The organism is Arthrobacter sp. MMS24-T111, assembly GCF_054888995.1.
Window position 1 is genome coordinate 19432 of the sequence record NZ_JBTZRO010000001.1, and the last position, 14291, is coordinate 33722.

At 65.6% G+C, this 14291-nt stretch carries 13 protein-coding genes and 3 pseudogenes; 3 read left to right on the forward strand and 13 right to left on the reverse strand.

The genetic code is table 11. The features are described 5' to 3' along the window. The first annotated feature begins 9 nt into the window (after positions 1-9). Positions 10-748: pseudogene (locus tag ACX5I6_RS00080) on the forward strand (alpha/beta fold hydrolase). Between the two features lie 5 nt (positions 749-753). Here ACX5I6_RS00080 and ACX5I6_RS00085 read toward each other — a convergent pair. From ACX5I6_RS00085 to ACX5I6_RS00115, 7 genes and pseudogenes are all read right to left on the reverse strand, one after another. Then, entirely contained in the window at positions 754-1431 is a 678-nt protein-coding gene (locus tag ACX5I6_RS00085; RefSeq protein WP_285249203.1) for a DUF624 domain-containing protein, read from the reverse strand. Between the two features lie 48 nt (positions 1432-1479). Beyond that, positions 1480-3114, reverse strand: coding sequence for an ABC transporter substrate-binding protein (locus tag ACX5I6_RS00090; RefSeq protein WP_018762284.1), 1635 nt, complete (start codon positions 3112-3114; stop codon positions 1480-1482). Between the two features lie 6 nt (positions 3115-3120). Continuing rightward, positions 3121-3990: a carbohydrate ABC transporter permease gene (locus ACX5I6_RS00095; RefSeq protein ID WP_026264722.1), complete on the reverse strand. Its 870-nt coding sequence runs from the start codon at positions 3988-3990 to the stop codon at positions 3121-3123. Positions 3991-4082: 92 nt separating this feature from the next. Next, positions 4083-5063, reverse strand: a complete 981-nt coding sequence (locus ACX5I6_RS00100) for an ABC transporter permease (protein WP_285249202.1) — start codon at positions 5061-5063, stop codon at positions 4083-4085. A gap of 8 nt (positions 5064-5071) precedes the next feature. After that, the gene (locus ACX5I6_RS00105) at positions 5072-7150 is read right to left on the reverse strand and encodes a beta-galactosidase (RefSeq protein ID WP_285249201.1); all 2079 of its coding nucleotides are present in this window, start codon (positions 7148-7150) and stop codon (positions 5072-5074) included. A gap of 390 nt (positions 7151-7540) precedes the next feature. Beyond that, positions 7541-8123 (reverse strand): annotated as a pseudogene (locus tag ACX5I6_RS00110) (SOUL family heme-binding protein). Between the two features lie 54 nt (positions 8124-8177). Further along, the gene (locus ACX5I6_RS00115) at positions 8178-8684 is read right to left on the reverse strand and encodes a DUF3592 domain-containing protein (protein WP_285249199.1); all 507 of its coding nucleotides are present in this window, start codon (positions 8682-8684) and stop codon (positions 8178-8180) included. 133 nt (positions 8685-8817) lie between these two features. Between ACX5I6_RS00115 and ACX5I6_RS00120 the strand changes: the two genes are divergently transcribed. Next, entirely contained in the window at positions 8818-9279 is a 462-nt protein-coding gene (locus tag ACX5I6_RS00120) for a MarR family winged helix-turn-helix transcriptional regulator (protein ID WP_285249198.1), read from the forward strand. Then, positions 9276-10530, forward strand: a pseudogene (locus tag ACX5I6_RS00125) (MFS transporter). The gene ACX5I6_RS00120 and the pseudogene ACX5I6_RS00125 overlap by 4 nt, the downstream one beginning before the upstream one ends. 47 nt (positions 10531-10577) lie before the next feature. Here the strand turns inward: ACX5I6_RS00125 and ACX5I6_RS00130 are convergent. The 6 genes from ACX5I6_RS00130 to ACX5I6_RS00155 form a co-directional block, all read right to left on the reverse strand. Then, positions 10578-10928, reverse strand: a complete 351-nt coding sequence (locus ACX5I6_RS00130) for a cupin domain-containing protein (RefSeq protein ID WP_285249196.1) — start codon at positions 10926-10928, stop codon at positions 10578-10580. 136 nt (positions 10929-11064) lie between these two features. After that, a complete protein-coding gene (locus tag ACX5I6_RS00135; RefSeq protein WP_285249195.1) occupies positions 11065-11451 on the reverse strand; it encodes a VOC family protein in 387 nt (128 codons plus the stop codon). A gap of 285 nt (positions 11452-11736) precedes the next feature. Next, positions 11737-12081: an iron chaperone gene (locus ACX5I6_RS00140; protein WP_285249194.1), complete on the reverse strand. Its 345-nt coding sequence runs from the start codon at positions 12079-12081 to the stop codon at positions 11737-11739. A 7-nt stretch (positions 12082-12088) separates the two neighbouring features. Beyond that, positions 12089-12556: an SRPBCC family protein gene (locus ACX5I6_RS00145; RefSeq protein WP_285249193.1), complete on the reverse strand. Its 468-nt coding sequence runs from the start codon at positions 12554-12556 to the stop codon at positions 12089-12091. Positions 12557-12587: 31 nt separating this feature from the next. Next, positions 12588-13505, reverse strand: coding sequence for a 2-hydroxyacid dehydrogenase (locus ACX5I6_RS00150; RefSeq protein ID WP_461839050.1), 918 nt, complete (start codon positions 13503-13505; stop codon positions 12588-12590). After that, positions 13502-14284, reverse strand: a complete 783-nt coding sequence (locus tag ACX5I6_RS00155; RefSeq protein ID WP_285249191.1) for a DeoR/GlpR family DNA-binding transcription regulator — start codon at positions 14282-14284, stop codon at positions 13502-13504. The genes ACX5I6_RS00150 and ACX5I6_RS00155 overlap by 4 nt, the downstream gene beginning before the upstream one ends. Between the last annotated feature and the right edge of the window lie 7 nt (positions 14285-14291).

Consider the following 14291-nt stretch of genomic DNA (forward strand, 5'->3'; position numbering starts at 1 on the left):
GCTATTGGCATGACAACTGCATCAAGCCGTCCCATCGTTCTCATCGCCGGCCACTGGCTGGGCGCCTGGGCGTGGGACGAAGTGTTGGAACACATGGCAACCGACCACTCCCGCGCAGTCGCGATGACGCTGCCCGGTCTCGACGCGGACGATCCCGGGCGTGCGGCAAAAACCCTCGACGACCAGGCCGCAGCGGTCCTGGACGTGATCGGCCAGCTCGGGGCCTCTGCGCACCAGCCCGCCATCCTCGTCGCCCACAGCGGGGCAAACGCCCCCGTCAGCCTCGTCCTTGACCGACACCCGGAACTTGTCCATCGAGTGGTGTGGGTCGACTCCGGCCCTGTGGCACCGGGAAGCGCCTTCGGCGCGGGCATCCCGGGAGAGTTGGCGGAGCTTCCGCTGCCGCCCTTCGATGTCCTCGGACAGCAGGCGAGCCTCGAGGGCTTGAGCCCGGACGTCCTCGAGCGTTTTCGGGCCAAGGCCGTCCCTGAACCAGGCCCCGTGCTTCGTCAGCCCGTCGAGCTTCTCGAACGAAGACCGCCACAAGGTCCGGACCACCCTGGTGTGCTGCTCCATCCCGAGCGCGCAGGTGCTGGAGCTCGCCCACGCCGGGCATGCCATGTTTGCCGAAGTCGCGCACATCGAACACCTCGACGTCATCGACCTCCCAACGGGGCATTGGCCCATGTGGAGCCGTCCCCGAGACCTCGCCAAAGTTATTCAGTCGGCCGCTTCCCGCACAAACTGACGAGGTCAGGCGATAGTGAATTTCTCCTCAACCAGCGCCAGCAGGGGTCGGGAATTCAGGCACACCAGGAACACCACGGTCCCGGCGAGCAGCGGCAGCAGGTACGTGCTGGTCATCAGCAGGAGGGTGGCGGTGACGAACAGGATGCCGGCGTTGCCCGACGTGACCCACTTCCGGGCGCTGAAGCTGTACAGCGATAGCCGGTACACGTCCCGGGTGCGGAACGAGAACCGGGACAAGATCAGCAGCGCGTTCAAGCCCGCGGTGGCCACGAGCAGCGCGAGGACCAGCAACGCCGGCCGGAGCGCCGGTGCTGCGGGTCCGAGCGACGGCAGGCCGGCGAGGTTGACCGCGATGACGGCCAGGACCAGCAGGTACGGCAGCCACACCTGCAGGGCCTGGCCGGCATTCATCCGGTAGCCGCGGATGAAGTCCTGGTACACCTGGCCCTCCTGCCCCGCGAGCATCCGGTTGAACGCATAGATGCACGCCACCAGCGCCGGACCGGCCGGAATGAGCGCCGGCAGGACCAGCCAGGCCCCTGAGAACGGGGCCGCCACCAGTGCTGCCAGCAGCAGTGCGTTGGCCAGCACCAGCAGGGCCGAACCCATCATCACGCCCGCCACGGTGCCGGCCGCCCTGAACAGGGGGCCGGCACCGTACTCCGCTTTCTTCTGAACCACCAACTGCCTTTCGGTTACCGCGGCAGGCACGCTGCCGCCGTCGTCCGTCTACTTCTTGTCCGCGTAGGCCTTGTACGCCTTGTTGGCCAAATCTACATACTTGCCCATGCCCTTGCTGTCCAGCTCCTTGACGTAGGCGTCAAACTCGGAGAGAGGCCGCTGGCCGGTAATGAACTTCAGGGTGTTCTGCTTGACGTGGTCCTTGAGCGGGGTGAGTACCAGCGTGGCCTGTTCGCGGTCCGTGTCGCTGAACGGCACGGGCGGCGCCACCGGCTTGGGCGTCTTGCTCTTCATGGCCTTTTGGAACGCCAGCTCCTCGTCGTTGAAGGTTGACTGCAGCAGGTCCGTGGTGCCGCCGTAGGAGAAATTGCCCCCGGAGAAGCCATAGTCCACGCGGAGGTCCTTGGTGCCTGCCGGGTTCAGGCCCTGGAAGTTGATGTCCTTGGCCAGGACGCGCTTGCTGCCCTCCTTGGTGTAGGTGGTGCCCTGCACGCCCCACTTGGAGAATTCCTGGCCGGCGTCACTGTAGAAGAGCCAGTCGATGTACTGCATCAGCGCCACGAAGCTGTCCTTGTCCTTCACCGAAGAGTTCAGCATGATGCCGTTCTCCAGCCGCGAACCACCTATCAGGTCACCGGCCGGGCCCCCGGGGACGGTGATCTTGCGGACCGCGAAGTTGCCTTTGCCCAGGGACTGCTCCATGGACGTGCGGTAGGTGATGATGTTCTGCGAGTTGGCGCTGATCACGAACGACTTGCCGGACGTGAACTTCTGGATGGCGGAATCGTCGGTCTGGGTGAAGCTTTCCGGGTCCATCAGGCCTTCGGACACCAGGGAGTTGAAGTAGGTGACCAGGTCCTTGAACTGGCTGCTGGCCGAGCCGAAGGCGAATTGCTTCTTGCCGTCGTCGAACGTCAGGCCGTCCACCAGGCCCCAGCCTGCCACCGTGCCGAACGCGGTGCCGGCAATGTTCAGCACGCTGTTGCCGTTGAACCGGTCGGAGAAGGGCACGACGTCGGGGTGGGACTTCTTCAGCTTGCGCAGCACCTCGCGGAACTCGTCCCAGCTCTTGGGCTCGGCAATGCCTTCCTTTTCCAGCACGTCGGTGCGGAACGCGAGCGTGTAGTCCGGCCAGAGTTCCTCGTGCAGGCCGGGCAGGACGTAGTACTTCCCGTCCTCCTGGGTGAGTCCTGCGATTTCAGGTTCCAGCTTCCACTTCTTGATTTTGTCCTGGTAGTGCGGCATGAGGTCCACGTAGTCGCTGACCGGGAGGACCGCGCCGGAGGACACATACGCGCTCTCCTGGCCCGGGTAGGTCTTGGCGATGATCTCGGGCGCGCTGCCGGAGCTGATCAGAAGGCTGCGCTTTTGCTCGTAGTCGCTGCTGGGGACGATGGTGGGCTGCAGCGTGACGTTGTTGTCGCTGGCCATCTTGGTGAAGAGCAGCCAGTCCTTCTTGTACGGGTAGGTGGGCTGGTCGCTGAAGAGGAACGTGAAGCTCAGCGGCGTCGTCGCCTTGAACGTGTCCCCCACCCCGAAGCTGTCCATCGCACCGTTGCGGGCCTTGGAGGTGTCCACCTTGCTGCCGGAATCCGAGTCGCACCCGGCCATCACCAGGCCGAAGGCTGCGAGCGCGGACAGGCCGAGGAAGTCTCGTCTGCGGATCATGGGTTTTCCTTTCATAACGGGTTATTCCTTGACGGAGCCGAGCATGACGCCCGAAAAGAAGTACTTCTGGACGAACGGGTAGACGCACAGGATGGGGATGATGGTGAGCACGATGGTTACCGACTGGATGTTGGCGGCGATCTGGCCCACGTTCTCTGCCGTGCCGCCGGCGGATCCCGCGGTGGTGACGCCGGCAATCATGTTGCGGAGGTAGATGGTCACCGGGAACAGGTCCGGGTTGTCCAGGTAGAGGAACGCCTGGAACCAGGAGTTCCAGTTGGCCACGGCGTAGAAGAGCACCATGGTGGCCACGATGGCCTTACTCAGCGGCAGCACCACCTTGAACAGGACGCCGTACTGGGTGAGGCCGTCGATGGCGGCCGCCTCCTCCAGTTCCCGGGGCATGTTTTCGAAGAACGACTTCATGATCAGCAGGTTGAAGACACTGATGGCGTTGGGCAGGACCACGGCCCACAGGGTGTCCCGCATGCCCAGCGACGTGATGAGCACGTAGTTGGGGATCAGGCCGCCGTTGAAGAACATGGTGAACACGGCGATGCCGATGAACACGCTGCGTCCCTTGAGGTCCTTCTTGGCGATCGCGTACGCGAAGCTGGTGGTCAGGACCATCGAGATCGCGGTGGCCACCACCGTGTACAAGACGGTGTTGCCGTAATTCCGCCAGAACACCGAGTCCGCCAGGATCAGCTGGTAGGTCTGGGTGTTGAACCCCAGCGGGAAAAGGTTGACCTGCCCGGCGTTGATGAACCCTTCGCTGGAGAAGCTCTGCGCCAGGATGTTCAGGAACGGGTACATGGTCAGGAAGACCACCACCAGCAGGAACACCAGGTTGGCCACGCGGAACACCCGCATGCTGCGGGAGACCTTCATGTCCTTGACCAGCACACCGGTGTCCGCCGTGGGCGCCTTGGCCCCTGGCACTGCGGTTTCCTTCACTGTTGTCCCTTTCACGGTGGCCCCTTTCACCACAGGCTCGTTCCGGCAAGCCGTTTGGAGATGGCGTTCGCGGAGAGGATCAGTGTGAGGCCGATGACGGATTCGAACATGCCGATCGCGGCCGCGTAGCTGAAGTTGGAGGATTCCAGGCCCACCCGGTACAGGTAGGTGGAGATGACATCCGAGGTTTGGTAATTGAGCGGGTTGTAGATCAGCAGGATCTTTTCGAAGCCCACTGCCATGAAGGTGCCGATGTTCAGGATCAGCAGCGTGATGATGGTGGGCCGGATGGCCGGGAGGGTCACGTGCCAGGTCTGCTGCCACCGGTTGGCGCCATCGATCCGGGCGGCTTCATACAGCGACTCGTCCACCCTGGTGAGGGCGGCAAGGTAGAGGATGGCGCCCCAGCCCATGGTTTGCCACACCTCGGAGCTGATGTACATGGGCCGGAACCAGGCGGCATCCTGCGTGAAGTTCACCGTGCTGCCGAAGACCGTACCGGCGATCTGGTTCACCGTGCCGGTCATGGAGAAGTTCTGCAGGATCATGCCGGCGATGATCACCACGGACATGAAGTGCGGCAGGTAGGCCACGGTCTGGACGAACTTCTTGAACTTCTGCGAGCGCAGCTCGTTCAGCATCAGCGCGAAGATGATGGGCATGGGGAAGCAGAAGAGAAGCGTCAGCACGCCCAGGATGATGGTGTTCTGGAAAGCCTGCCAGAAGCTGGGATCGTTGATGAACAGGGTGACGTACTTCAGCCCCACCCATTTTTCGCCGAAGATGCTGCCGCCGGGCTGGAACTGCCGGAACGCGATGACATTGCCGGCCATGGGCAGGTAGCGGAAGATGGCGAAGTAGGCCAGCGGCAGCAGCACCAGCGTGTAGAGCCGCCAGTCCCGCTTGATGGCGAGCTTCCAGCCGCCGGGCTTGTTCCGTGGTTTGTCCTTGCTGCCGGGCGGCTGTGTGGTGACCGTTCCGGGAGGTACTTCCAATTGCGTGGCCATGTTGCCTCCTACCGGCCGTTTTCTGCGTGTGTGCGGGCGTGTTCTCCAGCCGCCTCTTCCAGGACCAGGACCCCGTTGGCGGAAAGTTCCACCGCGCCCGTGATGCGGGTGCCGGTGAGCACGTCCGTGCCGCCTGCCCCAACCTCCACCCGGGAGGGTGCGTCGTTGTGGTTGAGGACCAGCAGGTAGCTGCGTCCGTTGCCGGCGCGACGGCGGACCTGCACTCCCAGCGGTGCGTCCAGTTCGGGGCGGATCCCCGCAGCGGTCCGTTCGGCGTCGAGCAGTTCCTCCAGGAAGGTGCCGTCCACCCTCGCCGAGAGGTAGACGGCGGTGCCGCGGCCGTAACCATTGCGGGTGACGGCCGGCGACCCGGCCAGCCTGCCCGAGGCGTAGCTGGCAAGCACCTCCGCCGAGGTGGTGTGCAGGTGTTCGGTCCAGTAATCCGCTGAGGCCGTGCCGCCGTCGGCCGTTGAAAGCTTGACGGCCTCACCCTCCCCGGCGAGCGGGTGCATCTCCTCGCTCCACGCGCCCAGGACGTTGCGGAGGGCGCCCGGGTAGCCGCCGAGCCGGATGGTGTTGTCCTGGTCCACGATGCCGGAGAGGTAGCTGGCCACCAGCCGGCCGCCGCCGGCAACGTAGTCCTCGTAGCGCTGTGCGGCGTCGTCGGTGAGCAGGTAGGTGGCGGGAAGGACCACCAGGCTGTACTGGTGGAGGTCGCTGGTGGTGTCCACGAAGTCCACGGTGATGTTGGCGTCGAAGAAGGGCCGGTAGAGGCGGAGGACTTCCTGCGCGTAGTTCAGGTCCGAGCGGGGCGAGTTGCCCAGTTCCAGGGCCCACCAGCAGTCCCAGTCGAAGACCAGTGCCACCTTGGCGGTGGAGCGGGTGCCGGTGATTCCGGACAGGTTCTTAAGTTCCCGGCCCAGTTCACAGACTTCACGGAACACCCGGGTGTCGGGGCCGGCGTGGTTGACCATGCCTGAGTGGAAGCGTTCCGTCCCTCCCCTGGCCTGGCGCCACTGGAAGAACAGGATGGAATCGGCGCCCTGGGCAATCGCCTGGTAGGAACCCAGACGCATCTTGCCGGGGAGTTTTGAGACGTTGACGGACCATTGGCTGACGGCTGCGGTGGCTTGTTCCATGACCAACCAGGGCTGGCCTTTCCGCAGTGAGCGCATGAGGTCGAAGTTGAGGGCAGCGGCAACGTGGGCGTCAGCTTCGCGAGGGTCCGGGTAGATGTCCAGTGCGGCGGCGTCTTCCTCGGCGGCCCAGGCCCAGTAATCGTTGTTCTTGTAGAAGCGCATGAAGTTGGTGACAACGGGCAGTTCCGGCGTGTGCCTGCGCAGGATGTCCCGTTCGGCCTTGTAATGCGCCAGCATGCTGTCCGAGGTGAACCGGTGGTAGTCGAGCCGGCGGGACGGGTTGGACCAGGTGCGGGGCTGGGCAGGTGCATTGACCTGGGCCCAGTCGGAGTAGACCTGGCCCCACACGTCGGTGCTCCAGGCCCGGTTCAATTCCTCCAGGCTGCCGTACTTGGCCTGGAGCCATTCCCGGAAGGCGCGGTCGGCGTGCGGGCCGTAGGAGACGGGGCCGTACTCGTTGTTGACGTGCCACATGCACAGGGCGGGGTGGGCGGCGTACCGCTCCCCCATCTTTTCCGCCATCGCCAGGGACTTTGCCCGGTAGGCGGGGTGGGAAACGTCGAAGTGCTGGCGGGAGCCAAAGCCGAAGGTGCTGCCATCAGCCAGGACCGGAAGGATGTCCGGGTGCCGGGCGACCAGCCAGGCCGGCGGGACGGCGTCCGGAGTGGCCAGGTCCACGCCGATCCCGTTCGCGTGCAGCAGGTCCATGATCTCGTCCAGCCAGCCGAAATCGTAGACGCCATCCGCCGTTTCAAGCCGGCTCCAGGAGAAAACGGCCAGGGTGACCAGGTTGACCCCGGCTTCCTTCATGAGGCGGACATCCTCGTCCCACACCTCGCGCGGCCACTGTTCCGGGTTGTAATCCCCGCCGTAGGCGATGCCGCCAAGCCGGTCATGCAGGCGCTTGAGCCGGTGTTCGGGGGTATGGGTGCGTTGCTCGCTGGTCATCATTGTCCTTTGGTTGGCATGTTGGCCGCGGGCTCCCCACCAGTGCGACCTGCATCACACAAAGAAACTATCGTAAACTTTCAGCAATAACAACAGGTACGTCACAGTCGGAGCGCACTTATTTCTCCACACTGACCGTAGATGCGAACGCTAACAACGTGCGCACGAGGGGACCACGGCCGGAAAGTATCGATACAGGCGCAGGCCGCGTTACGTGTTTTTCACGGCGGGAAAGAAACTATCGGAACTGACTGCGGTATCGGCGTGGCAGGTTTCGCAGCGCCAATGCCAGTATCAACAGCCAACCTGGGACCGCACGATCCAGGTAGACCACCCCCGGTGGGCGCGGACGCCCTCCTCCGTTAGCGGCAGGCAGTGGTCCCGCGCCCGCTATCCTGGCTCTTTGATGTCCTGCAGCACTTCATTGCGTCGCAGGAACCAGGGCTTGAAGGGCGGGTCGAAGCGAGCGTATCGCGGAGCGCCGACCGGCGTCAGCCCGGCAACTTTCAGTGCCGCTTGGAGCCCCGCGGTATGCCGCTCGAAGGAAGAAGCGGAGCCGCCGCCCGTGAAGCTGAGGGCAGCGGAAAGGGAGGCCGGAACGGCGCGCACCGTCACCCTGGGGTCGGCGGGAGTCGGGGCTGTGTCGGCCGTGACGCCGGCCGGGAGCACGAATCCCACCACGAACTCCGCCGACCCACGGGCTCCCGGCAACGGCCCCTGCTGCAGCACGGGAGCCGTCATGGCCAGCTTTTGCGGGGAACCAGGCTCCTGGATGACGGGCGCGGTCATGGCCAGCTTGCGGCGGGCGGAGTTGTTGCCGCTGATGTAATTGAACAGGTAACGGAACGCCGCGTTTCCGGCGCGGTCGAAGTCCGCACTGACCTTGACCTCAGCCACGGCGTAAGCCGGATACCACCGGAAGCTCGAAGTGTGGATACCGGCGGATCAGTTCATAGGGCTGCTGTTCAGTCATGGTGCGTCAGAGCCTACGCCCGTGGCGCGTAGGCGGCCAGACCCGCACCCCGGCTTACTCCACGCGCTGCGTGCCGCGCCTCCGGAAGAAGCCGCGCAGGCCCCCAATTCTCCTCAGGACGACGGCCAGGACGCCAATCCCGCCGAAGATCACGGTCAGGACCACGCCGGCACCACGGAACCACTCGCCGTCACTTTCATAGCCCGGAACGATCGCCCGGCCGGGATCATCTTCGGCATAGATCACGGGAACATCAGTTCCCACCACGGGGTGCTGGTCGTGGTCCACGGCCGCGAACGTCCTGTGGGCTGACCCGTCCGGCGTCGTGAAGTCCACCCGGATCCTGCGCTCGGAGGCCTTGGTGACATCGTCAAAATGGACGATCGTCCCGGTCGCCCGCGCTCCGGTGCGCGCGAGTTCTTCGTCCGCGTTGATCATGAAGCTGCCCACACCGATCAGGATGGGCCCCAGGCAAAGGACCAGGACGGTTACCGCCAGGTTCAGCCTTATCTTCCACGGCCGCGCGGGATCGCGGTTCTTGTCGGTTCTGCGCCCAGTCACGGCTCCCATTCTGCCCGAGCCTGTCAGCAATGCCACGAGCTGGACCGTTGCCATGGGCAACCATGCGCGGCATAATAGTTAGCAGAACTAATTAGCACTGCTAATAATCCCAGCAGGAGGCGCACCCGCTTTTATGTCATCCGCCCGCACCAAGCCCCAGTCAGCCGCAGACCCCACCGCCCCGGACACCCTCGCCATCGACCTGCGCACCGCCGTGATGCGCACGTCCCGCCGGCTCCGCGTCGAAGCCACCGGCGACATCATCACCCCCGGCCAGTACACCGTCCTGGCCCTGCTCAACGGCAGCGGTCCCAGCACGCTGCGAGCACTGGCCGAGAGCGAACACGTCCAGGCCCCGTCCATGACCAGGATCGTCAACGCCCTCGCCGACCAAGGCTTCGTCACCAGGTCCGCCCATCCCGACGACGGCCGCCAGGTCCGCGTGGACATCACCGACGCGGGAAGAACGGTCCTCGAGGAAGCACGCCGGCAGCGGACAGCCTGGCTGGCCCGGCGCGTGGCAGGGCTCAGCGAGGACGACCGGCTCACACTGAGCCGGGCGGCCCGCATCATGCAGGAAATGAGCGCCAAATGAGCGCCATGTTCCGGGCCCTCGAAAACCCCAACTACCGCATCTGGGCCGGCGGCGCGATCGTGTCCAACATCGGCACCTGGATGCAGCGGGTGGCGCAGGACTGGCTGGTCCTGACCGTCCTGACCGACCACTCCGGGGCCGCGGTGGGCCTCACCACCGGGCTGCAGTTCCTGCCCATGCTGCTGTTTGGCCCGTACGGCGGAGTGCTGGCGGACCGGTATCGAAAACGCATCATCCTGATGTGGACGCAGCTGGCCATGGGCCTCACCGGATTGGCTATCGGCCTGCTGGTGGTCACCGGCACCGCCCAGTTGTGGCACGCCTACGTGGCCGCGTTCTGCCTGGGAGTTGCCAGCGCCGTGGATGCCCCCGCCCGCCAGGCATTCGTGTCCGAACTGGTTGGCCAGGACAACATCTCCAATGCGGTGGCCTTGAACTCGGCGTCCTTCAATACCGCCCGGCTCACCGGCCCCGCAATCGCCGGCGTCCTCATCGCGTGGGTGGGCACCGGCCCGGTGTTCCTGATCAACGCTGCCAGCTTCGCCGCCGTCCTGGTCTCGCTGTTCCGGATCCGCATCACCCAGGCCGCCCCGGTGGCAGGCACACGCAACAAGCACCAGGTGGTGGAGGGTATCCGGTATGTGCGCCGCCGCCCGGATCTGATGTTGATCATGGTCCTGGTGGGCATCCTGGGCGCGTTCGGGATGAACTTCCCGGTCATCAACTCGCTGATGGCCACCACCGAGTTCAGCATGGGACCCAGCGAATTCGGGCTCCTCGGCTCGATCATGGCGGTGGGTACCCTGGCCGGCGCCCTCCTCGCCGCGCGCCGGTCCGGGCCCCGGCTGCGCTTCCTGCTGGGCGGCGCCTTGGGATTGGGCTTCTTTACGATCCTCGGCAGCCTGGCGCCATCCTTCTGGACCTACGCAGCCGTCCTGGTTCCGGTGGGCCTGGCGTCCATCACTTTCCTGAACAGCTGCAACACCAGCATCCAGCTTCTCCGTGGAAGCCCCGTTCCGCGGCCGCGTCCTGGCCTTGTACCTGGCCGTGCTGCAAGGCGGGACCGCGCTGGGTTCGCCCCTGGTGGGCTGGATCGGCAGCCAGTTCGGAGCCCGCTGGTCCGTCGCTTCCGGCGGCATCGTGGTGCTCCTTGCCGGAATCGCAGCCGTGGTGGCGGTGAGCAGGCGGAACCGGATTACTTTCCGCGGTGCGCTCCGCATGGCGCTGGGCAGGCGGGAGCCGGCCGTCTGAGTGAGGCTCTGGCAGGTACGGCCGACGACGGCACCCGCGGCAAAGCTTTACGGCATGGGCCCGCCGACGATATCCACCGAAATTTCGACCGCCGGCACCGCTCCCCGGTTCTCCAGCCAGTGCATGGTATTCCGGTCCTCCGGCCAGCCAACGCCCGGCCCATACTCCGTGGCAACCCCGTCCCGGTGGTCGGTGATGATCCCCGAAAGGACATAGACGGTGCCAGGGCGGCCCGCATGGTCATGGAGGGGGCCGAACACTCCACCGGGCTCGATGGTCACCATCCGCATCCGCAACTGGCGCCCTTCCATCCCGTCGATCTCGCCGGCAAGGTCGACCGCAGCCAGCAACTCCACCGAGACGCCAGTGGTCTTCGGTGCCACCTCCTCGACGCTCATCGCGCCCCTTCCCACAACCTCAATCTGCGGCGGCGCCGGCCCTGCCGCTGCCGGGGCACCCGGGTGAAGGTGCTTCCGGCGGCAAGTGCCGGCGTCGTCCTTTTTGTGCCGGGCCCGCAACCGCAGGCCCCGGCGTTCAACGGGGCAGCGATGAAATGTTAAGGATGTTGCCCTCACTGTCCAGGAACCAGGCGGCGTCGCCCATTCCCTCCATCGAAGCGATGCCGTTCTCTGTCTTCAGTCCGGGCATGTCGTACTCCTCGAAAACGACGCCCCGGCCGCGCAGCTCCTCGACGTCGCGCCGTACGTCATCGGTTCCCCACCCTATCTGCGTGTTCTTGGCCGAGCCGGCGTTGTCCGTTTGGTAAATCAGGAACGCAGTACCCTTCCCGCACCGGTACACAAGCCCGCCGTCACTCATGGTCCGCTCGGGCTCCAATCCCAACTTGTCCCGGTAGAACTCCCGTGCCCGGTCAATGTCCTTTGCCGGCAATATAGCCATGACTTCCAGATCTTTGAGCATGACAACAACTCTCCTTGCCACATTTCCTGATGGCGATGCTCTCCCCCGAATCGGTCCGGCCGTCCCCCGCCGGGCCTCGTGGCCGTCCTTCCCGCCGAATGCCGGGGCGGCCGCCTGGAGCTCCCTGATCCGCGGTGGCGAAAGCCATGGGCACGGGGTTCCCGAAGTCTACGAGGCCATTATGGAACTGTTCGTCCCCGCATGGAATAGGGGTTTTTATGGCGGGTAGGGCAGCGACAGTGCGGCTATTCCCGGGCCGCCGAGATGGCCTTGCCGGCCACGGCCTTAGCGCCGGATTTCCGCCAGCCGCAGCCTGACGATGTCCGCTACGACGTCGTCCGGCACCGGCCTGGCTGCGCTGAAGCGGATGGTTCCCTTGGACAGCGAGTAGCCCTTGAGGCGTCCGTCCACCGCCTCCACCACGGCCGAGGAGAACGGAAAGATCGAAAGGTGCTTGGCTGCGGCCACGGCGGCCAGCAGCGGCTTGCCGTCGACCTTGAGGGCCGGCATCCCGTAGCTCATGCCCTCGGTGGCGTCCGGGGCCACCGACCGGGCAATCTCCACCACATGCTGGAGGCAGCCGCGGTCCGGTTCATCCGTGGCGGCCAGGGCATCATCCACGACGCCCATGGAGGGATCAGCCCTTCCGGGCGGCGACCGTGGCTGCGAGCGCCGCGAGGCCGCGCTCAAAGTCGCCGCCCACCAGCTTGTCCATGTTCATGAACAGGGCAAAGACCCTACCGAGCCCCTTGTTCTCCCCGGTCATCAGCCACGTCACCTCGGTGCCCCCAGGAGCCGGGCTGAACGTGAACGTCGTGGGGTTCAGGGCCTTGAACGGCTTGGTGAATTGCAGCCTGATCCCGATGCGGCTCGAAGGTACCGACTCCACGATCTCCATGGTTCCGCTGCCCGCCTTGCGGTTCCCGTTCCACTCATAGCCTGCGCCGGCCCCTGATTCGCTGCCGAAGTAGCGGCGGCTCATGCCCGGATCGACCGCCTCCCAGGGGGACCAGGCGGTCCATTCGTGGAAGTTGTCCACCAGTGGAAAGATCTCCTCGGCGGGGGCAGGGATGACCGCGCTGCGGCGGACTTCGAAAGTAGACATGGGCCAAGCATAGGGCCGCAGGCCGCCGGCGTTAAGGGAGGACCACGTTGACGGGTTCGCCGCCCTCGAGCAGCAGTCCGATCTGCTTCCTGACCAGGCGCACCATGCGGGGGAACATGGCCGAACTGGCGCCGCCCACGTGCGGCGTGATGAGCACTCCCGGGGTGGTCCACAGCGGGTGGCCGGCGGGCAGCGGTTCCGGATCGGTGACGTCCAGGGCAGCGCGCAGCCTGCCGGTTCCGGTCTCGGCCAGCAGCGCGTCCGTGTTGGCCACGGGGCCGCGGGCCACGTTCACCAGCAGGGCGCCGTCCGGCATCGCGGCGAGGAACTTGGCGTCCACGAGTTGCTCCGTCTGCCCGTTGAGCGGAACACTGACCACTACGATCTCGTGCAGCGGCAGCTGTTCATAGAGCGAGTCGATCCCGTGGATGGTTCCGCGACCGTCCTCGCGTGAACGGCTGGCCATCCGGGTGACCTCGGCCTCAAAGGGAAGGAGCCGGGCCTCGATGGCCTTGCCGACTCCCCCGTAGCCCACCAGCAGGACGCGCCGGTCCGCCAGGCTGGGGCGCTGGCTGTTGTCCCACGTACCGTTGTCCTGGTTCCGGACAAAGTCCGGGATGCCGCGCTGGGAGGCGACCATCATTCCCACGGCAAGCTCCGCCGTCGAGGTCTCATGGACTCCGGCCGCGTTGGCAAAAGTGACACCGCCGGGCAGGATGCCCGCTACGCCGTCGTACCCGATGGACTGGCTCTGCACCAGGCCCACGTCCACACCTGCCAGCGCGGCGAGCGCGGACGGCTTACCCATGTAGGGCGGCACCAGGAGGTCCAGGCGGCCCTCGGGGGCGGGGCCGGTGAGGTCCCAGAGCACGAACTCGACGCCGTCCACCGGGGCGAGTGCGTCCAGCAGGTTTTGGGCGGGCAGGCAGACGCGCAGGCGGGAGCTCATGCGGCGACCATCAGCTTGACGTTGGCGGCGCCGAGGGCATCCTCGATTTCCTGCGGCGGCGGGGCATCCGTCACCAGGATGTCCACCGCATCAAATGCTGCCAGCCGCGCCAGCGCATACCTGAGCATCTTCTGGTGCGTTGCCACCACCACCACCTGTTCCGCCGCATTCATAAGGGCGATCTTAGTGGCGCGCTCCACGTCGCGTTCGATGTAGAAGGCCTCATCGTGGATACCGGTCACCCCGATGAACGCCGTCTTGGCGCGCAGGCCCGCAGCCGCGCTCACGGTCATGGGACCGTTGAACGCCTGGCTGTCCAGCAACAGTTCCCCGCCGAGGCAGATGGTGCGCGCCTCGGTCAGCTGCAGGCAGCGCTGGATGGCCGGGGCCGAGTGCGTGATGATGGTCCCCCTGAAGGACGTGGGCAGTTCCTGGGCGATCTGGTAGGTGGTGGTACCGGCATCAAGGATGATGGCGTCCCGTTCGCTGATCATCGACACACAGGCCCGTGCCACCCTGAGCTTGGCGTCGGCGTCCTCCCGGACCCGGGCGGCGAAGTCGGCGTTCTGGCCGTGCCCCTCCACGGCGCTGACCCCGCCGTGGACCACCCGGGCAAGGCCCCGCTTGGCCAGCACCCGGGTGTCCCGCCGCACGGTCATGTCGGAGACTGCGAACGTCCCCGCGAGGTCGTTCGTGGAAATGAAGCCTTTCCGTCCCAACTCATCGAGGATGGTGCGCTGGCGCGGCGTCAGCGGCGCCTCTCCATGTGCTGTGCTCATAAGCTGC

Excerpts from the sequence above, each read along its gene's own strand:
- ACX5I6_RS00090 (WP_018762284.1), bottom strand. The coding sequence starts at position 3,114 with ATGAAAGGAAAACCCATGATCCGCAGACGAGACTTCCTCGGCCTGTCC.
- ACX5I6_RS00095 (WP_026264722.1), bottom strand. The coding sequence starts at position 3,990 with ATGAAGGTCTCCCGCAGCATGCGGGTGTTCCGCGTGGCCAACCTGGTG.
- ACX5I6_RS00100 (WP_285249202.1), bottom strand. The coding sequence starts at position 5,063 with ATGGCCACGCAATTGGAAGTACCTCCCGGAACGGTCACCACACAGCCG.
- ACX5I6_RS00105 (WP_285249201.1), bottom strand. The coding sequence starts at position 7,150 with ATGACCAGCGAGCAACGCACCCATACCCCCGAACACCGGCTCAAGCGC.
- ACX5I6_RS00120 (WP_285249198.1), top strand. The coding sequence starts at position 8,818 with ATGTCATCCGCCCGCACCAAGCCCCAGTCAGCCGCAGACCCCACCGCC.
- ACX5I6_RS00130 (WP_285249196.1), bottom strand. The coding sequence starts at position 10,928 with ATGAGCGTCGAGGAGGTGGCACCGAAGACCACTGGCGTCTCGGTGGAG.
- ACX5I6_RS00135 (WP_285249195.1), bottom strand. The coding sequence starts at position 11,451 with ATGCTCAAAGATCTGGAAGTCATGGCTATATTGCCGGCAAAGGACATT.
- ACX5I6_RS00140 (WP_285249194.1), bottom strand. The coding sequence starts at position 12,081 with ATGGGCGTCGTGGATGATGCCCTGGCCGCCACGGATGAACCGGACCGC.
- ACX5I6_RS00145 (WP_285249193.1), bottom strand. The coding sequence starts at position 12,556 with ATGTCTACTTTCGAAGTCCGCCGCAGCGCGGTCATCCCTGCCCCCGCC.
- ACX5I6_RS00150 (WP_461839050.1), bottom strand. The coding sequence starts at position 13,505 with ATGAGCTCCCGCCTGCGCGTCTGCCTGCCCGCCCAAAACCTGCTGGAC.
- ACX5I6_RS00155 (WP_285249191.1), bottom strand. The coding sequence starts at position 14,284 with ATGAGCACAGCACATGGAGAGGCGCCGCTGACGCCGCGCCAGCGCACC.